We start from the raw sequence: 22,179 nt of genomic DNA on the forward strand, positions 1-22,179 counted from the left end.
CGTCATGAGCCGCGCTCGGGAAGCCGGCCGACTCTCGAAGCAGGGCCCTGAGCCGCGCTCGTGAGAGTCGGCCGGCCTTCAGGACACGCTTTTTGTGTCGGGCTGGGGGGAGTCGGCCGGCCTTCAGGACACGCTTTTTGTGTCGCGCTGGTGAGAGTCGGCCGGCCCTCAGGACACGCCTCTGAGCCGCGCGCCCGGAGTCAGGACCACCTGACCTCGGGCGCCCGGTAGAAGTGCACGCCTCGCCGAGCCCACTGCCGGCCGTAGAGGCCCAGCCGGTCCCGGAACGAGATCCAGTCGTGGGCCGATCGTGGTGACCAGCCCAGCTCGGCGATCGCCGCCATCCGCGGGAACGCGCTGAACTCCACCTCCCCGTAGTCGCGCAGCGTCTCCGACCAGAGCGGCGCCTCCACTGCCAGCACCGCCTCCGGCGGGACGCCGTGCGCCCAGGTCGCCGGGTCCCAGTCGTACGCGGTCGGCAGGTCGATGGGCCGCGCCCGGTGCAGCCCGCCCGGGGTCAGCAGGTCGTACTGCATGTCCAGGTACGTCCGATCGGCCGGTGACATGATCACTTTCGCTGCCCCGCGGCAGGCGAACCGCGGCCGGTCGCGGATCACGCCGGTCGGGATGGTCCAGTCCTCATGACGTACCGTGCTCGCCTCGACGGCCGGGGAAGCAGCTGCCGCAGGGTCTGGAAGCCGGCGAAGAGACCGGCGGCCTCGTTGGCGCGCAGCGCCACGCCCTCGGTCCGGATCTCCAGGCGATAGCCCTCGTCGCCCAGCCACGGGTCGGCGACTTCGTTGATCCGCAGGTCGACGGCGCCCGCGCCGCTCAGCTGCACCGGGAGCAGGAAACCGGTGGCGGGGCGAAGCGCGGCGGCGACTTGATCCGCGACGGGGACCGCGGCGCCGGACGCCGTGATCACGGTGAGCCGGAAAGGCTCCGCATGCGACGGTACGACCTCGGCCGGCGCCGGGATGACACTACCCGGCGTCATCTCCGGTGGAGGCCGATGAGCCGCCGATCCGGTCGTCGCGGCCAGCACCACCGCCGCCGCGACGACCAACCGGAACAGCCTTCGAGTCTGCACGCCTCGGCAGACTACGAGTGTCGATCAACCTTCGGGGCGGTTCAGCAGTCCTACCGCGATGGCGTGCACCGCGTCCAGGTCGGCGGGGTCGGCGAGGGTGGTCTTGCCGCCGGTGACGGTGTACCACTCCTCGGCGTCCTTGTACTGCACCCTCAGGGTGAGGTCCTTCCCGGCGAGTTCGCTGCGCAGGGTCAGATCGCCCGTGACGACGCCGACCTCGTCGGTCATCACGCCGCCCGGACCGGGCACGATGTCGGTGCTCTGGCCGGCCGGCTCAGCCTTCGGGGCGGGCGCCGCTGCCGGAGCCGGCTCGGCTTTCGGAGCCTCGGCTTTCGGGGCCGGCTCGGCTTTCGGGGCCGGCTCGGCTTTCGGGGCCGGCTCGGCTTTCGGAGCTTCGGCTTTCGGGGCTTCGGCTTTCGGGGCCGCGGGCGCGCTCTGTTCAGAATCGGTCATCAGCAGGTCCCCAGCATCTCCTTCAAGGCGTCTTTCTCCTTCTGGGTCACGGTCAGCTTGTAGTAGCTCTTCACCGTTACCCAGTCCGTGGCGTAGGCGCACCACTCGTCCTTGGCCGGCGGCTTCCACGTCGACGGGTCCTGGTCGCCCTTCGACCGGTTCGAGCCGGCCGAGACCGCCACCAGCTGCGGGCGGTCCAGGTCGTTGGCGAAGCCCTCGCGCTGGTCGGTGGTCCATTTGTCGGCGCCCGAGCGCCACGCGTTGGCCAGCGGCACCATGTGGTCGATGTCCACCTGGGAGGGCGCGGTCAGCGTCTTGTCGTCGTAGATGCTCTTCCAGGTCCCGGCGACCACGTTGCAGCCGGACTTCTTCACCTTGGTGCCGTCGCGCTCCAGCACCGAGTCACGGACGTCGCAGTTCTTGCCGGTGCTTTTCCAATGCGGGAACTTCTCCCGGCTGTAGCCGGACATCGACCCGGTCTTGGCGACCACGGTCAGCTTGCCGAGCGACGCCTCGGCGTCCTTCGAGGAGCCGGAGGACGAGCCGGACGTGGAGCCGGAGCCGTTCGTCGACCCGGTACCGGGGTCGCCGGCGTCGACGGTCTCGCAGCCGGCGGTGAGGGAGACGGTGATCAGAAACGGAAGGAACCAGCGAGCAGCGTTACGTGGAGGCACCCGCTCAGCGTAAAGCCGTCCCCCGCGTGTCGCCTCCTGGCAGCACGCGGGGGAGTGAGTTTGTTACCTCTCAGCGGGCGCGGTTGATCGCGCTGGTGACAGCCTTGATCGACGCGCTGACGATGTTGGCGTCGATGCCCACGCCCCAGAACGAGCGGTCCCCGACCTCGACCTCCACGTACGCCGCGGCCTGCGCGTCACCGCCGGAGGTCAGCGCGTGCTCCTGGTAGTCCAGGACCCGGGCCTTGATCCCCAGCGGCTCGACGGCCTGCGTGAACGCGTCGATCGGGCCGTTGCCGACGCCGACCAGCGGCCGCCGCTGCCCGCGGTGGATCACCTCGACGTCGATCTCGACCTTGCCGTCCACGGTGGCGGTGCTGTACGCCTCGATCTTGAAGGCGCTGCCCAGCTGGTGCTCGACCAGGTACTCCTGGGCGAAGATGTCCCACATCTGCTGCGGGGAGACCTCGCCGCCCTCCTCGTCGGTGTGGTGCTGCACCACGCCGGAGAACTCGATCTGCAGCCGCCGCGGCATGTCGAGCTTGTGCTCCTCCTTCATGATGTACGCCACGCCGCCCTTGCCGGACTGCGAGTTGACCCGGATGACCGCCTCGTACGTCCGGCCCAGATCCTTCGGATCAACCGGCAGGTAGGGCACGCCCCAGGTGAAGGAGTCGATGTCGGTGCCGGCCGCGTCCGCGTCGGCCTGCAGCGCGGCGAAGCCCTTCTTGATCGCGTCCTGGTGGGAGCCGGAGAACGCGGTGTAGACCAGATCGCCCGCGTAGGGGTGGCGCTCGTGCACCGGCAGCTGGTTGCAGTACTCCACGGTGCGCTTGATCTCGTCGATCTGGGAGAAGTCGACCTGCGGGTCGATGCCCTGGGAGAACAGGTTCAGCCCCAGCGTGACCAGGTCGACGTTGCCGGTGCGCTCGCCGTTGCCGAACAGGCAGCCCTCGATCCGGTCGGCCCCGGCCAGCAGGCCCAGCTCGGCGGCGGCCACCGCGGTGCCGCGGTCGTTGTGCGGGTGCAGGCTCAGGATGACGCTGTCGCGGCGGGGCAGGTTCCGGTGCATCCACTCGATCGAGTCGGCGTACACGTTCGGGGTGGCCATTTCGACGGTGGCCGGCAGGTTGATGATCAGCGGCCGGGCCGGCGTCGGGTCGATGACGTCGATCACGGCGGAGCAGATCTCCAGTGCGTACTCCAGCTCGGTTCCGGTGTAGGACTCCGGCGAGTACTCGTAGAAGATCTCGGTGTCCGGGGTGTGGATCTCCGCATACTTCTGGCAGAGCCGCGCACCCTGGGTCGCGATGTCGGTGATCCCGTCCTTGTCCAGGCCGAAGACCACCCGGCGCTGCAGCACCGAGGTCGAGTTGTAGAAGTGCACGATGGCGCGCTTGGCGCCGCGGATCGACTCGAAGGTCCGGTCGATCAGGTGCTCGCGGCACTGCACCAGCACCTGGATGGTGACGTCGTCCGGGATCAGGTCCTGCTCGATCAGCTGGCGGACGAAGTCGAAGTCGGTCTGGCTGGCCGCCGGGAACCCGACCTCGATCTCCTTGTAGCCCATCTTCACCAGCAGCATGAACATCCGCCGCTTGCGTTCCGGGGACATCGGGTCGATCAGGGCCTGGTTGCCGTCGCGCAGGTCGACCGCGCACCAGCGGGGAGCGGTCTCGACGACGCGGCCGGGCCACTGGCGCTCGGGCAGGGAGATCGAGAATTGCTTCTGGTACGCCTCGTAGCGCTGGAAGGGCATCGAGCTGCTGCGCTGGGTGTTCTCGAACGTGGACATGTGACTGCTCCAGTCAGGAAGAAGACGAGCAGGCGGCGCGCGTCACCACCGCGACGAGGTGCCGGCCTGGAATGAGGCCCCGTCGCGGCAGAGAAGGAGGAGGTTCACCTGCCACATGTCGGAACCCACGTTACGTGATCCACTTCGGGGCGGCCATCCGAACGACCGGATGGTGGGATTCACCCCCCGCTGGTGGCGACGGACGGCACCGCGGCCGGATCAGCCCCGCCCATGCCCATCGCCTCGCCGCCCACCTCCGGGCCGGGGAACTGCACGGTGGCCGGGGCGGCGACCTGCCGGACCAGCTTGAGCACGCCGAACCCGACCCGGGCCGCGGTCAGCAGGCCGTCCGTGGAGTAGCAGTAGACGCCGACGTCGACCGGGGCGTCCAGCGACGCGGTGATCGAGTCCACCGAGTAACAGCTGCCGGAGGCGCCGGCCAGCGGCTGGACCGCGGAGACCGCCAGCGCCGAGTTCCGGTCGGTGAAGACCGGCAGCCACTGCCGGAACAGTCGCTGCACCTTCGGGTCGAACTGGCTCGGCACCTTCTCGCCCTTGGCCGTCACGTGCACGCAGGCGGGCGTGACCGGGGCGCCGGTCATCGACAGCATGCACTGGTAGACGCCGTTCGCGTTGTGCACGATCGAGACGTCGGCGGCCCCGCCGAGCGCGCCGTTCGCGATGTCGACCCGCCAGGTGCCGTCGTTGGCGACCGTGGCCACCACGTTGCGGGCCACGCCGTCGCCGCCGGTGAACGAGTAGAGCGCGGCGTAACGGCGGTCCATCGCGAGTGCGGCCAGGCCGGCGAACTGGACGCGGGCGTCCGGGCTCCCGCCGGCGGTCGCCGACGCCGAGGCGGACACGGTCGGGGTGGCGGCGGGCGCGTCGTCACCGCCGCAGCCGGCCAGGCCCAGGGCCAGCGCGACGGCGGTCAGTGCGGACAGGCCACGACCGGAACCGGAGGGAAGGCGCACCGAGACATTCTCGCCTCATACCGCCCGGAGTACGCGACACGCCCGAATGTGAAGTCGGCGTGTCGCGGCCGGATTCTGGGATCGTCTGTCGAGGTCGTCACCCCGCGCGGCTAGTGTGGTGGCGATTGCGCTGAAAGGATTGGTTGGCCGTGGCTCTTGTGGTGCAGAAATACGGTGGCTCGTCGGTGGCGAACGCCGAGCGCATCAAGCGCGTGGCCGAGCGCATCGTGGCCGCTCGCAAGGCCGGTGACGACGTGGTCGTGGTCGTCTCCGCGATGGGCGACACCACCGACGAGCTGATGGACCTGGCCAACCAGGTCAGCCCGCTGCCACCCGGCCGTGAGCTGGACATGCTGCTCACCTCGGGCGAGCGGATCTCGATGGCGCTGCTGGCCATGGCGATCCACAACCTCGGTTACGAGGCCCGGTCCTACACGGGGTCCCAGGCCGGCGTGCTCACCACCTCGACGCACGGCAAGGCGCGGATCATCGACGTGACCCCCGGCCGCCTGCGGACCGCGCTGGACGAGGGCGCCATCGCCATCGTCGCCGGTTTCCAGGGCGTGTCGCAGGACACCAAGGACATCACCACCCTGGGCCGCGGCGGGTCGGACACCACCGCGGTCGCGCTGGCGGCGGCCCTGCACGCCGACGTCTGCGAGATCTACACCGACGTGGACGGCGTGTTCACCGCCGACCCGCGGATCGTCCCGGACGCCCAGCACATCAAGAAGATCACCTACGAGGAGATGCTTGAGCTGGCCGCCGGCGGGGCGAAGGTGCTGATGTTGCGATGCGTGGAGTACGCGCGCCGCTTCAAGGTGCCGATCCACGTACGCTCTTCGTACTCGAACAAAGAAGGCACGCTCGTCACCGGCTCGATGGAGGACCCTGACGTGGAGCAAGCACTGATCACCGGGGTCGCGCACGACCGCAGCGAGGCCAAGATCACGATCGTCGGGGTCCCCGACGAGCCGGGCTCGGCCGGCCGGATCTTCGAGACCGTCGCGCAGGCCGAGATCAACATCGACATGATCGTGCAGAACGTGTCGACCGAGGGCACCGGCCGCACCGACATCTCGTTCACCCTGCCGAAGGCGGACGGGGCGACCGCGATGAGCGCGCTCGACAAGATCAAGGATCAGATCAAGTTCAAGAGCCTGCTCTTCGACGACCACGTCGGCAAGGTCTCGCTGATCGGCGCCGGCATGCGCTCGCACCCGGGCGTCGCCGCCTCGTTCTTCGCCTGCATCGGTGAGGCCGGCGTGAACATCGAGATGATCTCCACCTCGGAGATCCGGGTCTCGGTCGTCTGCCGCGACACCGACCTGGACACTGCCGTCCGCGCCGTGCACGACCAGTTCGAGCTGGGCGGCTCGGAGGAGGCCGTCGTCTACGGCGGTACCGGCCGGTAAGCCGGACGATGGCGCGGCCCACGCTCGCCGTCGTCGGAGCCACCGGTTCCGTCGGGACCGTCATGCTCGACCTGCTCTCGTCCCGGCGCGACGTCTGGGGCGAGATCCGGCTGATCGCCTCCACCCGCTCGGCGGGCAAGTCACTGATGTGCCGGGGAGAGTCCCTTCCGGTCGGGTCGCTGACCGCCGAGTCGTTCGACGGCGTGGACGTGGCGATGTTCGACGTGCCCGACGACGTGGCGGCGCACTGGGCCCCGATCGCGGTGTCCCGGGGTGCCGTCGTGGTCGACAACTCCGCCGTGTTCCGCATGGAACCGGACGTGCCGCTGGTCGTGCCCGAGGTCAACCGGGACGTGCTCGGTCACCGGCCGCGCGGCATCGTCTCCAGTGCCAACAGCACGGTCGCCGCGATGATCATGGCGGTCGCTCCGCTGCATTTCGAGTACGGGTTGCGTGAGCTCGTCCTCGCGTCGTACCAATCGGCCTCCGGGGCCGGCCAGCTCGGCGTCGACACCCTCCACGACCAGCTCACCAAAGTCGCGGGGGATCGGCTGCTCGGGTCGCGCCCGGGCAACGTGCGGCAGGCGGTCGGCGACGATCTCGGCCCGTTCCCGGCCCCGCTGGCGCTGAACGTGGTGCCCTGGGCCGGCCAGGCGGCGGCGCTCGGCTGGTCCACGGAGGAGCTGAAACTCCGCAACGAGAGCCGGAAGATCCTCGGCGTGGCCGCGCTCAAGGTCTCCGCGACGTGTGTCCGGGTGCCGGTGGTGACCGGCCACTCGGTCGCCGTGCACGCGGTCTTCGCCGCCGAGGTCACCGCGGACGGCGCCCGCCAGGTGCTGCGCAACGCCCCGGGCGTGATCCTGGTCGACGACCCGGATGCCGGCGAGTTCCCGATGCCGATCGACGCGGTCGGCACCGACCCGTCCTGGGTCGGCCGGATCCGCCGCGCGATGGACGACCCGCGAGCCCTGGACTTCTTCGTGACGGGCGACAACATGCGCAAGGGCGCTGCCCTCAACACCGTCCAGACCGCCGAACTCCTGGCCGCCGAGTTCAGTAAGTAAGCCAACCGCCGCAGTCCCTGACGCCGCGTCCCGGCTGGCTCTCACGGTGGTGATCCGGCCCGGATGACAACGGTGACGCCCAGCCGGCGAGCGCGGGCTGCGGCTGGGCCCGGGCCACGGTGAGTACCAGCCGGCGAGCGCGGGTCGCGGCTGGGCCCGGGCCACGGTGAGTACCAGCCGGCGAGCGCGGGTCGCGGCTGGGCCCGGGCCACGGTGAGTACCAGCCGGCGAGCGCGGGTCGCGGCTGGGCCCGGGCCACGGTGAGAACCAGCCGGGGCCGGGAGGGCGCTGCCTGAGCTGTCAACCGCCCACCTCGCGGGCTCCGGCGCGTGGGACCGGGCGGCCCGGGGTGGCCCGTGGGCAGGTTTGTTGCCCTGGGCGGGACCACCCACGGAGGCCGCCCTTTCGGGCTGAGCGTTCTGGGCGCCCTGCGCCCTGCTCAGCCCGGAAGGGTCCCCGCGGGAGCGACGATCTGTACCCCGGCGGAGATGGGCAATGAAGAATTTGACCTTGTTCTGACGCTTTTCAGGAGGCGGCGGCGTCCAGGTCGGCGCGCGTGAGCAGCGCGCGCAGGGTGATGCCGGCGTCGGCGAGGGCCTGGGTGCCGCCCTCGCCGCGGTCGATGACGCAGATGGCGTGGTCCACGTGCGCGCCGAGTTTGCGCAGCTCGCCGGTGGAGATGACGACCTGGCCGCCGGAGGTCACGACGTCCTCGACGACCAGCACGCGACGGCCGGCGACCTCGGCTCCCTCGGCGAGGCGGGCGGTGCCGTACTTCTTCGCCTCCTTGCGGACGAAGGCGGTGGGCAGCCCGGCGTGCCGGGCCAGTGCGGTGACGACCGCGATGCCGCCCATTTCCAGGCCGGCCAGCACTTCGGTGCCTTCCGGGATCAGGACGGCGAGTTGCTCGGCGAGTTTGTCGAGGAGCACGGGGTCGGCCTCGAACTGGTACTTGTCGAAGTATTCGTTGGCGATGCGGCCGGAACGCAGCGTGAATTCGCCGGTCAGACGGCTCACGGAGCGCACCTGCCGGGCGAGGTCGTTGGAGTCAGTCACAAGGTCCCAGCTTGTCAGGCGAGGGTGTGGCGACACACGACCACCCCGGTCGTCACCCGTTGGCGTACTTGATCTCCGCAATACGGCATTCTATGTCTGTTTGGGGTAGTTTTCGCCTAATTAGCGGCTTGTGCCCGGAAGGAACATCGCTGTGACGCCCTTCGCCATCCTCTTCCTGCTCGCCTTCGCCGGATCGTCGTGCTTCGCGCTCGGCCGGGCCTTCGGTCGGGGCGAGCGTTACGAGCGCGGCTACCGGGAGGGCTTCCGTGACGGCGAGACCGGATCGCTGGCCCGCGCGACCCGATTGATGCAGCTCGGGGAGCGGCAGACGATCGCGCCCGTCGTGGAGACCATGCTCGGCCCGTACTGCGTGCCGCAACAGATGGCGCCGCGTCCGGTCGGGCCGTCGGTGGCCGGCGTCCCGGTCCGGCCCCAGTTCGCCGTGTGATCGATCGCTCGCCGATGAGTGCGGCGGCCGGAACGTCAGCGGCCGGTCAGCGAGGGGCCGGAACGGCGGCGGCCGGGCCGTCACGGCGATCTTGAGACCCTGACGGCGCTGTTGCGAACAGAGACGCGTCCCAGGCCGGTAAGCGCCTCCTGGGGCCGCTCAGCGGTCCGCAAGGCCCATCTGAGAACCGGCGGGCCATCCGTTGCCGACACAAAGCGAGAGGCCCGATTTCCGTTTCCGGAAACCGGGCCTCTCGGCAAGCTGGTCGGGGTGGCGGGATTTGAACCCACGGCCTCTACGTCCCGAACGTAGCGCGCTACCAAACTGCGCCACACCCCGTTGCTGCGAGAAGAATACTAGCGGACCTTCCCGCAGGCTCGAAATCCGGGACCCCCCTGGTGTGTTCCCGCAGGTCAGCGCGGGATGAGGGTGAGGACGGAAGCTTCCGGCCGGCAGGCGAACCGGATCGGCGCGGTCGGGTGGGTGCCCAGTCCGGCCGAGACGTGCAGCCAGGAGTCCGAGCCGGGCCACCGGTGCAGCCCCTTCGCCATCCGGGTCGGCAGGTCGCAGTTGGTGGTCAGCGCGCCGTAGCCGGGCACGCACACCTGCCCGCCGTGGGTGTGCCCGGCGAGCAGCAGTTCGAAGCCGTCGGCCGCCATCGGGTCGAGCACGCGGGAGGCCGGCGTGTGGGTGACCCCGAGATGCAGGTCGACGCCGGCGCTGATCGGCCCGGCCACCGACGGGTAGTCGTCGCGCTCGACGTGCGGGTCGTCGACGCCGACCAGCTCGAGCGAGCGGCCCCCGGCCTTCAGGACCGTGCGCGCGTTGTTCAGGTCCGCCCAGCCGGCGTCGGTGAACGCGGCTCGCAGGTCGTCGTAGGGCAGGTCGACGCCGTGCACGTACTCCCGGTCGGAGAGCAGGTACTGCAAGGGGTTCTTGAGGACCGGGCCGGTGTAGTCGTTGCTGCCGAACACGAACGCGCCCGGCACGTCGAGCAAGGGTTCCAGGGCGCGCAGCACGCCCGGCACCGCGTACGGCGAGGCCATGTTGTCGCCGGTGACGATCACCAGGTCCGGGTCGGTGCCGATCAGCCCGGCCACCCACTCCTGCTTGCGCCGCTGGTCAGGCATCATGTGCAGATCGGAGAGGTGCAGGATGCGCAGCGGTTCCGCGTCCGGGTCGAGCACCGGGACGTCGAAGCGGCGGAGCGTGAACATGTTCCGTTCGACGAGTGAGGCATAGGCGAAGGTGGCGCCGCCCACGGCGGCCAGCGCGGCGGCGGCGGAAATAAGGGAGCGCTTACGCATGACGGCAAGGGTAGTTTCTCCGTCCATGGGAACGCTGAAAGACCGCCTGAACGATGACCTGCACGCCGCGATGAAGTCCCGGGACGACCTGACCACCTCCACGCTGCGCCTGGCCCTGGCCGCGGTGCGCACCGCCGAGACGACCGGCGACGAGGAGCGGGACTTCTCCGACGACGAGGTGCTGTCGGTGCTGACCAAGGAGGCGAAGAAGCGGCGTGACGCGGCGTCGGCGTTCGCCGGGGCGGGCCGGGCCGAGCAGGCCGCGAAGGAGACCGCCGAGGGCGAGATCCTCGACCGCTACCTGCCGAAACAGCTTTCCGACGCGGAGATCGCGGAGATCGTGGCGGGGGCTTTGACGGCCGGCGGCTTCTCCGGCAAGGCCCAGATGGGCCCGGCGATGAAGGCGGCGCAGGCCGCCGTGGCGGGACGCGCGGAAGGCGGCCGGGTCGCCGCCGAGGTGCGGCGTCAGCTGGGCTGATTCGCAAAGACGATTTGCGCGTACGCGAGAAGGGGCGGGAGACCGTGGTCTCCCGCCCCTTCTCGGATGCCCTGGTGCCTATCGCCGACCGGGCTTGGTATTACCCGGCTGGGGAACCTGCGGGTTCTGCGGCTGGTTCTGCTTGCCGTTGCTGACCTCGATCGTCACCGCGCCACCCTTTATGGTGCGTTCCTCGGAGGTGCCCGCGGCGGTGCCGGCCGGGCAGTCGGAGTCGACGGTTTCGCCGACCACCGGGTCGAAGCCGGCGCCGCTGATCTTGTCCTTGGCCGAGCCGATCGAGTCGCAGGTCACATCCGGGATGCTGCGCAGATCGCCGGTGGTGATCTTGTCGTTGCCGGGCGTCTTGAACTGGACGCTCGGCTTGCCCTTCATGTAGTCCCGCAGCGTGTACTGCACCGTCTTGTTGATGATCGGGTGCGACATCTGGTCGGTGTGGTTCTGCCAGTCCGGCACGGCCATGTAACCGGCGACGACCAGCGACGTGGTGCCGATGATCAGCGAAGCGGTCTTGCTGTTGTCGGTGGTACCGGTCTTGCCGAACACCGGGTGGTCGACGATCCCGTGGGTGTCGGGAGCGGTGCCGCCGCCGCCGCAGCTGCCGAGCTGGGCCGAGTCGCCGACCGGGCAGCGGGCCGCGTCGATGGCCGCACGGGCCACGTCCTTGGTGGTGGCTTGGATGCAGTGCGGCTTGCCGACGTCGATCTTCTCGCCGTCGTTCGTGGTGATCTGCTCGACCGGGGTGGCCTCGCAGTACTTGCCGTCACCGGCCAGCGTCGCGTACGCGTTCGCCATCTCCAGCGGGGTGGAGTCCATGACGCCCAGGGTGAACGCGCCCCAGCCGGCTGCATTCTTGGCCTGAAGGATGTCCGTTTCGCTGCGGAACTGAATGCCGAACCGCTTGGCCACCGCGACCACGTTGTCCGCGCCGACCTTCTGCTCCAGCGGCACGAAGAACGTGTTCACCGACTTGCCGAAACCGGTCCACATGTTGAAGACGCCGGCCTCCTTGGCGCTCGCGTTGCGCGGGCACCAGTCACTGGAGTTCGGGCAGGCCGACGAGTCGCTCGGGGACGTCTTGTACTTCGAGTGGAACACCGCCGGCGCGTTGATCGGGTAGCTGAGCGGGATGCCCTTCTCCAGCGCGGCGACCATGGTGAACATCTTGAACACCGAGCCGGCCTGGTAACCCGAGATGTCGCCACCACCGGTGATCAGCGGGTTCGTCGTCTTGGGGAACGAGCCGCGGATCTTCTTCGCCTTCTTCTTCGGGTCCGGCGAGATCTCGTTGGTCGGGTGATCCGGGTCGTCCAGCGCGTACTTCCGGTTCGTCGCGAGGATCCGGACCTTGCCGGTGCCCGGCTCGACGCCGGCCAGCAGCAGAGCGTTCTTGCTGCTGTCGGGCTGCCGCTCGGAGATCTCGGCGCGGGCCGACGCCTGGCCCTTCAGGTCGATCGTGGTGACGACCTTGTAGCCACCGCTCTTCAGCCGGCGCTCGCGGTCATACGTCGTGGCGCCGAACGCCTCCTGGCTCATCCACCAGCGGTAGAAGTAGTCGCAGAAGAAGCCCCAGCTGTTCTTGGCGACCGAGACACAGCCGTTGCCGACCGACTTGACCTTGGTCGGGATCTTCTCGGTCTTCGCCTTGTCGGCGTCGGCCTGCGTGATCGCGCCCATCGCCACCATGCCCGGCAGGATGTAGTTGTCGCGCCGCGCCTGGATCTGCTCGTGACCCGTCTTGATGGTCGGGTTGAAGCTGGTCGGGGCCTTCACCATGCCGGCGAGCATGGCCGCCTCGGCGGCGTCCAGGTCCTTCGGCTTCTTGTTGAAGTAGACCTGGCTGGCGGCGTAGATGCCGTAGGCCTGGTTACCGAACGGCGCGATGTTGAGATAGCGCTCGAGGATCTGCTCCTTGGTGAGCTGCTTCTCGATCTGCAGCGCGTACTTCATCTCGGTGATCTTGCGCTTCGGGGTGTCCTTCGTCGCGTCGATCACCTCCTGCGGGTTGGTCGCCGAATAGGCCAGCGACATTCGCACGTACTGCATCGTGAGCGTCGAGGCGCCCTGCTGGGAGCCACCCTGGTTGTTGCTCACGAACGCGCGGGCGACACCCTTGAGGTCGACGCCGTTGTGCTCGTAGAACTTCCGGTCCTCGGCGGCGATGATCGCGTTCTGCATGTTCTTCGAGATGTCCTTGAGCGGGACATCACTGCGGAACTCGTCGTAGAACTGCGACAGCAGCGTTTTGCCGTCCGAGGCGTAGACACGGGTGATCTGCGGGGAACTGAAGTCCTTGAGCTCACTGGGCAGGCTCGCGAACGACGTTCCGCCGGCCTTGGCGGCGAGACCGGACATCGCGGCGGCGGGGAAGGCGGCCGCGGCCACCACCACACCGGCCAGCAGGCCACACACCAGCAACGATGTCGCGTTCGTGAAGATGTTGTGATCGCGTCTGCGCATCCAGGAGGTCACCCGAGGCAGGATACGCGAAGAGTGCACGCGACCGCCCGTCGAGCAGGTCGCCTTCGCCCGTTTTGAGTGTGACCTGTCACCCGGGTCGGCGGGTCGCTTTCTCCGATCTGCACCAAAGATACCCCCGTTCGGTCCTTGCGCTCGGGTCGCTTTGCCCGGAACTACCGGGCTATACGTATTTGAGGGACAACGTTGCGTAATCACCCAACTACAGAGCATGATGGTCCGGCGAGACATCTCGCATGACGTCTGCGTGGCCTTGGGGGACATGGGCAGCCGCGCTGGACGTTCGGGGGTGAAATGCAAGGGGGGACGTTTACCAATGGGGATGATCAGCGACTGGCCCAGCATGGCGGCATGTCAGAGTGGCGACCCTGACGCGCTGTTCGTGCAGGGCGCCGAGCAGAACGTGGCGAAGAGGATCTGCCGCAGCTGCCCGGTGCGCTACGAATGCCTCGCCGACGCCCTGGACAACCGGATCGAGTTCGGCGTCTGGGGAGGCATGACAGAACGGGAGCGACGCGCCCTGCTGCGCCGCCACCCGCACGTGGCGAGCTGGCGGAAGATGTTCGAGGCCGCTCTCAAGGAGAAAGGCGCCGACAAGGTGCTGGTCTCCACCCGCTGATCCGCTTTCCGGCTTTCCAGGTGAGCCTTCCGGCTCTTCCGGCAAGCCCGGCTTTTCAGGCGAGCCCGGCTTTTCAGGCGAGCAGAGTGCCGATCGTTCGCAGCCCGTCGACGTCGTGGACGTCGGCGGGCTGCGCCGCGATCGCGGTCGTCGGGACCTGCGGGAACGCCTCGGTGAACCCGGCCGCGACCCGGCTCTCCCGCTCGGCCTGCCGCAGCAGCCCGGCGTGGATGCGCAGCACGTCCGCGGCGACCGGCTGATCCCCGGCCTCGTCCAGCCGCACCGCCGCCGCCTCGCTCTCGGAGGCCGGCAGACCGGCCTCCTCGGTCTGATGCATCCGGTTCAGCACCAGGCCGGTGAGCGGCATCCGTTCCGCCACCAGCCGCTCCGCGAAGTACGCGGCCTCCCGGATGGCATCCCGTTCCGGCGCCGCGACCAGCAGGAACGCGGTCTGCGGGTCCTGCAGGATCCGGTACGTCTGGTCGGCGCGCTGCCGGAAGCCGCCGAACATCGAGTCCAGCGCGGCGACGAAGCCCGACAGGTCGGTCAGCAGCTGGGCGCCGAGAATCTTCTGCACCGCCCGCGAGAACAGCCCGAACGACGCGGTCACCAGGCTGAACATGCTGCGCCCGCCACGGGCCGGGGCGAGCAGCATCCGCAGCATCCGCCCGTCGAGGAACCGGGAGAGCCGGGCCGGCGCGTCCAGGAAGTCGAGGGCCGAGCGCGACGGCGGGGTGTCCACGATGATCAGATCCCACTCGTCGCCGGCCCGCAGCTGGCCCAGCTTCTCCATCGCCATGTACTCCTGGGTGCCGGCGAAGGTCGAGCTCATGGCCTGGTAGAAGGGGTTCGCGAAGATCTCGGCGGCGCGCTCCGGCTTGGTGTGCTGCTCCACCACCTCGTCGAAGGTGCGCTTCATGTCCAGCATCATGGCGTGCAGCTCGCCACCGGATGCGGACACGTCGATGCCCTTGACCTGGCGCGGAGTGTTGTCGAGCTCGGTCAGGCCCATCGACTGGGCCAGCCGGCGGGCCGGATCGATGGTCAGCACCACCGTGCGCCGGCCGTGCACCTCGGCGGCGCGCAGCCCGAGGGCGGCGGCCGTGGTGGTCTTGCCGACCCCGCCGGAACCGCAGCACACCACGATCCGGATGCCCGGATCCGCGAGCAGAGCGTCGACGTCGAGCCGTGGAGCGGTCACATCAACCACACACCCCAGAGTAAGGCGTCTTGATCGGACGCGACGTGATCAAACGCACTGAGCTGACCCGCGGCGGAAAACCGAGGTCACACCGAGAGAAGACGATCGGCGAGGACATCGAGACCCGCGCGATCCACCCCGTCGGGCAGTTGGGGCAGCTCGACCATCGGGCGGCCCCGCTCGGCCAGCTCCAGGCGCAGCGACTCCTCCAGCTCGCGCCGGGTCAGATGGGCCTGCGCCTCGGTGGCCAGCCGCCCGACCGTGGCCGGGGCGGCCGGCAGACCCGCGGCGACCAGCCCCCGCTTGATCTCCGCCTTGGTCACCTTGCCGCCGGCCAGCAGTGGCGGCCGGGCGCCGTTCACGATGATCCGGCCGACCCGGATGCCCAGGGCGGTGAGTTCCTCGACCGCGTCCAGCGTCTCCTGCACCGGCATCTCCTCCAGCAGCGTGACCACGTGCACCGCGGTGATCGGCGAGCGCAGCAGCGAGGAGACCCCGTCGCTCTGGGTCTTGATCGGGCCCATCTTGGCGAGCCGGGCGGTTTCCGCGGTCACGTTCAGGAAACGGCCGATCCGGCCGGTGGGCGGGGCGTCGAGCACCACCGCGTCGTAGACCCGGCGGCCGTCCTGCGAGCGGGTGGTCGCCTCCTTCACCTTGCCGGTGAGAAGAACGTCACGCAGGCCCGGGGCGATCGTGGTGGCGAAGTCGATGGCGCCGACCTTGCGCAGCATCCGCCCGGCCGCGCCCAGCTTGTAGAACATGTCCAGGTACTCGAGGAGAGCCTCCTCGGGGTCGACCGGGAGTGCGCGCACCTCGCCGCCACCGGTGGTCGTGGTGATCCGGCGCTCGGAGTAGGGCAACGGCTCCAGCCCGAAGAGCTGGGCGATGCCCTGCCGGCCCTCCACCTCGGCCAGCAGCGTGCGCCGGCCACCGGCGGCCAGGCCGAGAGCCAGTGCGGCGGCGACGCTGGTCTTCCCGGTGCCACCCTTGCCGGTCACGATGTGCAGTCGTTCCGGCCAGTTACCGTGATGCTCGCCCATGTCGTCCACGTTACGACGTTCGGGAAATCCGGCTCAGCCGGAGACTTCGCAGACCAGCCATCCGCTTTTGCGCACGACCGTGAACTCCAGGTCCTGGGCGGCGGTCTTCTCGTCCTCGGTCGACATGACGACGCGTACGCCCACCTGCGCCTCACCGCTGTTGCCGGCGGTCACGGCGGGGTCGTCCCAGCGGAACGTCGCGCCTTCGTAGCCGTCGGCGTAGTCGCGGATCTGCTGCACGCGGTCGCTGAGCTTGGTCGCGTCCCGGGCCTTGCGGCAGACCAGGTCCTGCGCGGCGCCGGCGTCCTGCTGGGTGTAGACGGCGGTGAGAAAACGGTTCACCGCGGTCGCCGGGTCCGGCGAGCCGGGGTTGTCGGCGTCCCGGAACAGCAGGTACGCCGAGACGGCCCCGCCCCCGCAGAGCGCCATCGTGGCCACCAGTGCGGCCGAGACGAAGAGCGACGAGCGCCGGGAGACCGGTCCCCGGCCGGGCACGGACGGGCCGCCGGCGGGACCGACCCAGATGGGTTCCGGCTCGGGTGGCTGCACTTCGGCCGGCGGGGAGTGTTCCCAGGCCAGGTGCTCGGGTGGCGGGTACTGCCACTCGCCCGGCTTCTCGTGCCGGGCGTGCCACGGGCCCTGCGGCGGCGGTTGATGCCACCCCGGGACGACCGGGTGCTCCATGGTCGGCTCGGGGAGCGCGTGACGGCCCAGGTGGGGTGGCTCGGGCGACGGGAGCGGGTCGGGAAGTGGTGCCGGAGGCTCGGGCTCGGGCGCCGGCGGTTCCGGATGGCCGGGCTGCGTCACGTCACCCTCCGCGGTCGATCACGTGCTCTCCGTGCGTTTTCCCGCTCAGCCTAGCCAACCCGCGAACACCTCGGGTCCTAAGCTGTGCCGGTACCCGACGAAGGAGTGTCTTCAGCCATGCAGAAGTGGGAGTACGTGACCGTGCCCCTGCTGGTCCACGCGACCAAGCAGATCCTCGACAACTGGGGCGAGGACGGCTGGGAGCTGGTCCAGGTCGTGCCGGGGCCGAACCCGGACAACCTGATCGCCTACATGAAGCGGGCGAAGCAGTGACCACGCCGATCGCCGGTGAGGGCGCCGCCGACGCCTACGCGAAGCTGGCCGAGCTGGGTCTGACGCTGCCGACCGTGGTTCCGCCGCTGGCGTCCTACGTGCCGGCTGTCCAGTCCGGCAACTACGTCTACGTCTCCGGCCAGCTGCCGATGGTCGACGGCAAACTGCCGGCGACCGGCAAGGTCGGCGCCGAGGTGAGCGTCGAGGAGGCCACCGAGCTGGCCAAGATCTGCGCGCTGAACGCCCTGGCCGCGATCGAGTCGCTGGTCGGCCTGGGCCGGATCGTGAAGATCGTCAAGGTGAGCGGCTTCGTCGCGTCGGCGCCGGGCTTCACCGGTCAACCGGCCGTGGTCAACGGTGCCTCGAACCTGTTCGGCGAGGTGCTCGGTGAGCAGGGCCGGCACGCCCGCAGCGCGGTCGGCGTGGCCGAGTTGCCGCTGGGTGCGCCGGTGGAAGTAGAGGTCATCGCCGAAGTGGCGTGATCTTGTGCAGGTTCGGCCGGGTTTGCTGACCCAAGGTGACCGGAACGGACATCGTGTCTCGGCTCACGCCGGAATCGCGACGTACGATTCTCGGCATGGGGGGTGCTGAGCCCGCGTCGGCTTCGGATCGTGATCCTGCCGACCGGCTGCCGGGTTGGGTGTCGCTGTTGCGCGCTCCCAACCCGGGCCCGATGACCCTGGACGGCACGAACACGTGGATCCTGCGGGCGCCCGGGGCGGAGCACGCCTTCGTGATCGACCCCGGCCCGCTGGACGAGGGGCATCTGCGCCGGATCGCCGAGCACGGCCCGTTCCGGTCCATCCTGATCACGCATGGTCACCATGATCACGTGGAGGGGGCCGCGCGGCTCGCCGAGTTGCTCGGCGGTGTCCCCATTCTCGGTGCGCCGTTCGACCCGAGCACGATCCCGGGGGAAAACGGACTCGAAATACATGTCCTGAACACTCCCGGACACACCGGTGATTCGGTGTGCTTCCTCGTCGAGTGTGAGGGCGAGCGCGTGATGTTCACCGGCGACACGATCCTGGGCCGCGGCACGACGGTGGTGGCCGCGCCCGACGGGAACTTGAGTGACTATCTGGCGAGTCTCGCGCTGCTGAAGACGTACGGGCAAGTTGTGATGTTGCCCGGTCACGGGCCGGCCCGCAGCGACACCGCCGCCCTCGCCGAGGAGTACCTGACCCACCGGAGGGAACGGCTCGCGCAGGTCAGAGCCGCTATGGCGGCCGGCGCGCGGACACCGGAGGCGGTGGTCGACGTGGTCTACCCGGACATCGACCCGCGGGTGCGGTTCGCGGCGCAATGGTCGGCGGCCGCGCAGATCGATCACCTGTTACGGGAATCAGCGGCGGGGGCCGACGGTTTGGACCGGCTGTGACCTGCCCTGTGTGTGGGACCGTCGCCGTCCCCGGTGCGCGCTTCTGCCACCACTGCGGTTCCGCGTTACCCACCGCCGCGACCCTGCCCGCCGCCGAGCGGCGGATCGTCACCGTGCTCTTCGGCGACCTCTCCGACTTCACCTCCTGGTCCGAGGACCTCGACCCGGAGCGGGTCGGCGCGGTCACCGACCGGGTCCTCGCCGCGCTGGCCGGCGCGGTGAAGACGTTCGGCGGGCACGTCGACAAGCTGACCGGCGACGGGATCATGGCGGTCTTCGGCGCCCCGGTCGCCCACGAGGACGACGCCGAGCGGGCGGTCCGCGCCGCGCTGAGCATGCAGCGCGCGGTCCGCCGGGTGCTCGACGACGAGCGTGGTGGTGGTGCCCCGCTGGGCCTGCGCGTCGGGCTGAACACCGGCGAGGTGGTCGCCGGCATGCAGGCCGGCATCGAATACACCGTCATCGGCGACACCGTGAACACGGCCGCCCGGCTGGCCGACGCCGCCGCGGTCGGCACGGTCTACGCCGGTGAGCGCACCAGCAACGGCACCCGGCACGTCGCCTCTTGGCGGCAGTTGCGTCCGCTGCGGCTCAAGGGCAAGCGCGAGCCGGTCCCGACGTACGAGTTGCTCGGCCTGCACGACGCGCCCGGCACCCGGTCGGGTCTGGGCGACGAGGCGCCGTTCGTGGGCCGGGAGACGGAGCTGGGCCGGGTGTCCGGGCGGCTGGCCGAGGCGATCGACTCGGGCACGCCCCGGGTGCTGGTGATGACGGCCGAGGCCGGCATCGGCAAGTCCCGCTTCGCCGGCGAGGTGAAACGGCTCGCCGCGGGTTACGAGGTGGGCACCGGGCCCTATGCCGGGCACGGCGCCCGCGTGCTGCGCGTGCGGTGCCGCGCGTTCGGCGAGCGCCGGCGCTACGCGCCCCTGGCCGACCTGGTCCGCAAAGCCGCCGGTCTGCCCAAGGACGTGGTGACCACGGTCGGCCGCACGGTCGTCGAGGAGCGGCTGCGCAAGGTCGCCCAGCGGCTCGGCGTGACCCTCGACATCGACCGGCTGCTGGTCCTGCTCGGGTACGGCGAGGCCCCGGTCAACCCGAGCGGCCCGGCCGCCCCGGCGGACTGGCCCCGCAGCGCCAAACGGGTCGACGCCGAGGCCATCTCGGTCGCGGTTGCCGACCTGTTGAACGCGATGGCCACGACCACCCCGCTGATGGTGATCGTGGACGACCTGCACGACGCCACCGCCACCACCGTCGACGCGCTCGGCAGCACGCTGTCGCTGCTCGAAGGCCCGGTCGTGGTGCTGCTGCTCGGGCGGCCGGAACTGGTCCGCACCGGCGCGCTGACCCGGGTCGCCGACGCCGAGGTGCACAACCTGCCGCCGCTGCGCGGGGCGGACGCGTCGCGGCTGCTCACGTCGTACCTCAGCGGTGGGAAACTGCCGCAGCCGGACACCGACCGGATGCTCGCCACCGCCCAGGGCAACCCGTTCTACCTGGCCGAGATGGTCACGTTGCTGATGGAGCGCGGCGCGCTGACCCCGGCCATCGGGGCGAACGCGGCCGGCAAGTGGCAGCTCGCGGCCGGCTCGCTCGGCAGTCAGCTGCTCTCGCGGGACCTGGCGGCGGTGCTCGCGGCGCGCATCGACGCGCTGGCACCCGAGCCGCGGTCGGTGCTGCGGGACGCGTCGGTGGCCGGGACGACCGTGCCGACCGGGGTCCTCGAGGCGTTGCAGGAACGACGCGCGCCCGGTGAGGAGCTCGAACCGGCGGTCGACGAGCTGCTGCAACGGCGCATGATCCACCGCAGCCGGGGTGGGTTCCAGTTCACGACGCCACTGATGCGCGAGGCGGCGTACGCGGGAATCGGTAAGGCCGACCTGGCCGAGCGGCACGCCTACCTGGCGACCTGGGCCGCGCCGGAGACCGTCGGGCGGCACGCCGACGGCGCGTCCCGGCTGAACCTGACCGACAACGAGCGCGACGCGTTCGTGGCCACCCACGCCGAGGCCGCGATCGAGCTGGCCGACGCCGTGCGCCTGCGGCCGGACGCCTCGGCCCGCGAGGTCGTCGCCCTGGGCGTGGCCGCTCTCGGGCGGATGGCCCGCCGGGCGCTGGCCAACATCGAGCCGGCCGCCGCCATCGAGTACGCGGAGCGCGCGACCGTCCTGGCCCACGGCGACCTGCCGCTGCCGGATCAGCTGGTGCTGGCCCGCGCGCTGCTGCGCCTGGGCCGGGCCGAGGAAGCGCTGGCCTCCGGGGAGAAGATCACCAAGAGCGCCGCCGACGACCCGGTCTCCCGCGCCGAGGCGCTGATCGTGGTCGGTCGCGCGCACGAGGCGCTGGGCGAGGGTGGCCGCGCGGTCGCCGCCTGGCAGGAGGCGCTGGAGGTGGCGACCGAGGCGCAACTGCTGCCGGAACGCGCCAACGCGATGCGCCGGCTCGGCATGGCCGACTTCCTCAACGGGCGGCTGAGCCAGGCGAGCAGCCGGTTCGCCGCGGCCTACCAGGTGACGCTGGCCGCCGGTGACCGGCACGGCCAGGCCTGGGCCCTGCAGAACCTGGCCTGGGTGACCACCACCCGGGGCGACTTCGCCGGCACCGACGCGGTGCTGGGCCGGGCCGCGCGGCTCTTCGCCGAGCTCGGCGACCCGGTCGGCCGGTCCTGGCTGCGCGGGACGACGGCGTTCGCCCGGCTGCTGGCCGGGCGGCTGCAGGAGGCGCGCCGGCTGGCCCGGATCTTCCTGCCCTTCGGTGACCGGGTCGGCGAGGGCTGGGCGGTCGGCACGCTGCGGGTCGTCGAGGCCTACGCCGCCGCCGAGCTGGGTGACCTGGGCGCCGCCGACAGTCAGGCCCGCCGGGCGTACCGGGAGTTCCAGGAGGTCTCCGACGACTGGGGCTGCGGGCTGGCGATGGTGGTGCGCGGGGTGATCGCACGCGGGCTGGGCGAGTTCGACCACGCGGCCGACCTGCTCGGTGACGCGCTCTGGTTCGCCGACCGGACCGGTCATCCGCTGCTGATCGGCATGGCCGGCACGCTGCACGGGTTCGTCGCCATGCAGCTCGGCGACCTGGCCACGGCCGAGGCAGCCGCGCGCCGGGTGATGACCGCCGTCGAGCCGCACAACGCGCTGGCGCCGGCCCAGGTCGGGCCGCGGGTGCTGCTCGCCGAGGCGCGGACCCGGGCCGGGGATGCGGCGACCGCGATCGGGTTGCTGGCGCCGATCGCGAGTGACACGTCGGCGCCGTCGCTGCTGTTCTCGCGGCGGCACGCGCTCGCGTCGTACGCGTCCGCCCTGCTTGCCGAGGGTCGCGTCGGCGAGGCGCAGACCTGGATCGACCGGGCCCGCGAGGTGCCGGCCGAGGATGTCCGCAGCGGGGTGGTGGCCTCGATGGTCCGGGCCCGGGTGCTGGCCGCCGCCGATCGGTACGTGGAGGCGCGTGCCGCCGCCGAGGACGCGGTCCGTCTGGCCTGTTCCACCGAGCAGGCCAGCGAGCGTGCCGCGGCCGAGGAACTGCGCGACACGCTCGCAGTGACCGAGGTCGAGGCCGCTCCGGCGGAAACTGTCGCCTACGCGTCTGACGTGCCTGGATGATCTCCGCGTCCG

Annotated in this window: 21 protein-coding genes and 1 tRNA gene; 9 read left to right on the forward strand and 13 right to left on the reverse strand. The window is 70.4% G+C overall.

The genetic code is table 11. The features are described 5' to 3' along the window. Nucleotides 1–200: 200 nt before the first annotated feature. From ACH442_RS37655 to ACH442_RS37680, 6 genes are all read right to left on the reverse strand, one after another. The gene (locus tag ACH442_RS37655) at nucleotides 201–566 is read right to left on the reverse strand and encodes a family 20 glycosylhydrolase (RefSeq protein WP_396342879.1); all 366 of its coding nucleotides are present in this window, start codon (nucleotides 564–566) and stop codon (nucleotides 201–203) included. A 47-nt stretch (nucleotides 567–613) separates the two neighbouring features. Beyond that, nucleotides 614–1,090, reverse strand: a complete 477-nt coding sequence (locus ACH442_RS37660; RefSeq protein ID WP_396342880.1) for a glycoside hydrolase family 20 zincin-like fold domain-containing protein — start codon at nucleotides 1,088–1,090, stop codon at nucleotides 614–616. Between the two features lie 24 nt (nucleotides 1,091–1,114). Next, a complete protein-coding gene (locus tag ACH442_RS37665) occupies nucleotides 1,115–1,543 on the reverse strand; it encodes a hypothetical protein (protein WP_396342881.1) in 429 nt (142 codons plus the stop codon). Then, nucleotides 1,543–2,178, reverse strand: coding sequence for an HNH endonuclease family protein (locus ACH442_RS37670; protein WP_396342952.1), 636 nt, complete (start codon nucleotides 2,176–2,178; stop codon nucleotides 1,543–1,545). The genes ACH442_RS37665 and ACH442_RS37670 overlap by 1 nt, the downstream gene beginning before the upstream one ends. Nucleotides 2,179–2,287: 109 nt before the next feature. Next, on the reverse strand, nucleotides 2,288–4,012 hold the full coding sequence (gene leuA, locus ACH442_RS37675) for a 2-isopropylmalate synthase (protein WP_396342882.1): 1,725 nt from the start codon (nucleotides 4,010–4,012) through the stop codon (nucleotides 2,288–2,290). Between the two features lie 179 nt (nucleotides 4,013–4,191). Further along, nucleotides 4,192–4,986, reverse strand: coding sequence for a hypothetical protein (locus ACH442_RS37680; protein WP_396342883.1), 795 nt, complete (start codon nucleotides 4,984–4,986; stop codon nucleotides 4,192–4,194). A gap of 149 nt (nucleotides 4,987–5,135) precedes the next feature. On the opposite strand from ACH442_RS37680, the gene ACH442_RS37685 reads away from it, so the two are divergent. Both ACH442_RS37685 and ACH442_RS37690 read left to right on the forward strand, forming a co-directional pair. Beyond that, nucleotides 5,136–6,401 carry an aspartate kinase gene (locus tag ACH442_RS37685; protein ID WP_396342884.1) on the forward strand — a complete coding sequence of 422 codons (1,266 nt, stop codon included), beginning with the start codon at nucleotides 5,136–5,138 and terminating at the stop codon, nucleotides 6,399–6,401. Between the two features lie 8 nt (nucleotides 6,402–6,409). After that, complete coding sequence (locus ACH442_RS37690; protein WP_396342885.1) at nucleotides 6,410–7,465, forward strand: aspartate-semialdehyde dehydrogenase; 1,056 nt, start codon at nucleotides 6,410–6,412, stop codon at nucleotides 7,463–7,465. 525 nt (nucleotides 7,466–7,990) lie between these two features. Here the strand turns inward: ACH442_RS37690 and pyrE are convergent. Further along, entirely contained in the window at nucleotides 7,991–8,521 is a 531-nt protein-coding gene (pyrE, locus tag ACH442_RS37695; RefSeq protein ID WP_396342886.1) for an orotate phosphoribosyltransferase, read from the reverse strand. A 151-nt stretch (nucleotides 8,522–8,672) separates the two neighbouring features. On the opposite strand from pyrE, the gene ACH442_RS37700 reads away from it, so the two are divergent. Continuing rightward, on the forward strand, nucleotides 8,673–8,969 hold the full coding sequence (locus tag ACH442_RS37700) for a hypothetical protein (protein WP_396342887.1): 297 nt from the start codon (nucleotides 8,673–8,675) through the stop codon (nucleotides 8,967–8,969). Between the two features lie 262 nt (nucleotides 8,970–9,231). On the opposite strand, the gene ACH442_RS37705 is transcribed toward ACH442_RS37700, so the two are convergent. Together ACH442_RS37705 and ACH442_RS37710 are read right to left on the reverse strand one after the other, a co-directional pair. Then, nucleotides 9,232–9,308: transfer RNA gene (locus tag ACH442_RS37705), tRNA-Pro, on the reverse strand. 74 nt (nucleotides 9,309–9,382) lie between these two features. Continuing rightward, nucleotides 9,383–10,276: a metallophosphoesterase gene (locus ACH442_RS37710; protein WP_396342888.1), complete on the reverse strand. Its 894-nt coding sequence runs from the start codon at nucleotides 10,274–10,276 to the stop codon at nucleotides 9,383–9,385. A gap of 25 nt (nucleotides 10,277–10,301) precedes the next feature. Here ACH442_RS37710 and ACH442_RS37715 point away from each other — a divergent pair, with 25 nt between their 5' ends. Further along, nucleotides 10,302–10,754 carry a GatB/YqeY domain-containing protein gene (locus ACH442_RS37715; protein ID WP_396342889.1) on the forward strand — a complete coding sequence of 151 codons (453 nt, stop codon included), beginning with the start codon at nucleotides 10,302–10,304 and terminating at the stop codon, nucleotides 10,752–10,754. 78 nt (nucleotides 10,755–10,832) lie between these two features. On the opposite strand, the gene ACH442_RS37720 is transcribed toward ACH442_RS37715, so the two are convergent. Further along, nucleotides 10,833–13,232 (reverse strand): transglycosylase domain-containing protein, encoded by a 2,400-nt coding sequence (locus ACH442_RS37720; protein ID WP_396342953.1) that lies wholly within the window; start codon nucleotides 13,230–13,232, stop codon nucleotides 10,833–10,835. A 334-nt stretch (nucleotides 13,233–13,566) separates the two neighbouring features. Between ACH442_RS37720 and ACH442_RS37725 the strand changes: the two genes are divergently transcribed. Beyond that, the gene (locus ACH442_RS37725; protein WP_014695048.1) at nucleotides 13,567–13,869 is read left to right on the forward strand and encodes a WhiB family transcriptional regulator; all 303 of its coding nucleotides are present in this window, start codon (nucleotides 13,567–13,569) and stop codon (nucleotides 13,867–13,869) included. Between the two features lie 73 nt (nucleotides 13,870–13,942). Here the strand turns inward: ACH442_RS37725 and ACH442_RS37730 are convergent, their stop codons facing one another. From ACH442_RS37730 to ACH442_RS37740, 3 genes are all read right to left on the reverse strand, one after another. Further along, nucleotides 13,943–15,070: an ArsA family ATPase gene (locus tag ACH442_RS37730; RefSeq protein WP_396342954.1), complete on the reverse strand. Its 1,128-nt coding sequence runs from the start codon at nucleotides 15,068–15,070 to the stop codon at nucleotides 13,943–13,945. Nucleotides 15,071–15,156: 86 nt separating this feature from the next. Beyond that, nucleotides 15,157–16,110 (reverse strand): ArsA-related P-loop ATPase, encoded by a 954-nt coding sequence (locus tag ACH442_RS37735; RefSeq protein ID WP_396342890.1) that lies wholly within the window; start codon nucleotides 16,108–16,110, stop codon nucleotides 15,157–15,159. Between the two features lie 33 nt (nucleotides 16,111–16,143). Beyond that, nucleotides 16,144–16,917 (reverse strand): hypothetical protein, encoded by a 774-nt coding sequence (locus ACH442_RS37740; protein ID WP_396342891.1) that lies wholly within the window; start codon nucleotides 16,915–16,917, stop codon nucleotides 16,144–16,146. A 117-nt stretch (nucleotides 16,918–17,034) separates the two neighbouring features. Here ACH442_RS37740 and ACH442_RS37745 point away from each other — a divergent pair, with 117 nt between their 5' ends. From ACH442_RS37745 to ACH442_RS37760, 4 genes are all read left to right on the forward strand, one after another. After that, nucleotides 17,035–17,190 (forward strand): DUF4177 domain-containing protein, encoded by a 156-nt coding sequence (locus ACH442_RS37745; RefSeq protein WP_396342892.1) that lies wholly within the window; start codon nucleotides 17,035–17,037, stop codon nucleotides 17,188–17,190. Further along, complete coding sequence (locus ACH442_RS37750) at nucleotides 17,187–17,672, forward strand: RidA family protein (protein ID WP_396342893.1); 486 nt, start codon at nucleotides 17,187–17,189, stop codon at nucleotides 17,670–17,672. Before ACH442_RS37745 ends, ACH442_RS37750 begins: the two co-directional genes overlap by 4 nt. Nucleotides 17,673–17,767: 95 nt before the next feature. After that, nucleotides 17,768–18,571, forward strand: coding sequence for an MBL fold metallo-hydrolase (locus ACH442_RS37755; protein ID WP_396342894.1), 804 nt, complete (start codon nucleotides 17,768–17,770; stop codon nucleotides 18,569–18,571). Further along, the gene (locus tag ACH442_RS37760) at nucleotides 18,568–22,167 is read left to right on the forward strand and encodes an adenylate/guanylate cyclase domain-containing protein (protein WP_396342895.1); all 3,600 of its coding nucleotides are present in this window, start codon (nucleotides 18,568–18,570) and stop codon (nucleotides 22,165–22,167) included. The genes ACH442_RS37755 and ACH442_RS37760 overlap by 4 nt, the downstream gene beginning before the upstream one ends. Nucleotides 22,168–22,179: the final 12 nt, after the last annotated feature.

This window comes from Actinoplanes sp. NPDC020271, from assembly GCF_044388125.1.
In the GTDB taxonomy this organism is placed as follows: domain Bacteria; phylum Actinomycetota; class Actinomycetes; order Mycobacteriales; family Micromonosporaceae; genus Actinoplanes.

Bases quoted from the DNA above. Each gene is read 5' to 3' on its own strand.
- ACH442_RS37655 (WP_396342879.1), bottom strand. From the start codon at position 566: ATGTCACCGGCCGATCGGACGTACCTGGACATGCAGTACGACCTGCTG.
- ACH442_RS37690 (WP_396342885.1), top strand. From the start codon at position 6,410: ATGGCGCGGCCCACGCTCGCCGTCGTCGGAGCCACCGGTTCCGTCGGG.
- ACH442_RS37735 (WP_396342890.1), bottom strand. From the start codon at position 16,110: ATGGGCGAGCATCACGGTAACTGGCCGGAACGACTGCACATCGTGACC.
- ACH442_RS37725 (WP_014695048.1), top strand. From the start codon at position 13,567: ATGGGGATGATCAGCGACTGGCCCAGCATGGCGGCATGTCAGAGTGGC.
- ACH442_RS37745 (WP_396342892.1), top strand. From the start codon at position 17,035: ATGCAGAAGTGGGAGTACGTGACCGTGCCCCTGCTGGTCCACGCGACC.
- leuA (WP_396342882.1), bottom strand. From the start codon at position 4,012: ATGTCCACGTTCGAGAACACCCAGCGCAGCAGCTCGATGCCCTTCCAG.
- ACH442_RS37710 (WP_396342888.1), bottom strand. From the start codon at position 10,276: ATGCGTAAGCGCTCCCTTATTTCCGCCGCCGCCGCGCTGGCCGCCGTG.
- ACH442_RS37720 (WP_396342953.1), bottom strand. From the start codon at position 13,232: ATGCGCAGACGCGATCACAACATCTTCACGAACGCGACATCGTTGCTG.
- ACH442_RS37755 (WP_396342894.1), top strand. From the start codon at position 17,768: ATGGGGGGTGCTGAGCCCGCGTCGGCTTCGGATCGTGATCCTGCCGAC.
- ACH442_RS37665 (WP_396342881.1), bottom strand. From the start codon at position 1,543: ATGACCGATTCTGAACAGAGCGCGCCCGCGGCCCCGAAAGCCGAAGCC.
- ACH442_RS37715 (WP_396342889.1), top strand. From the start codon at position 10,302: ATGGGAACGCTGAAAGACCGCCTGAACGATGACCTGCACGCCGCGATG.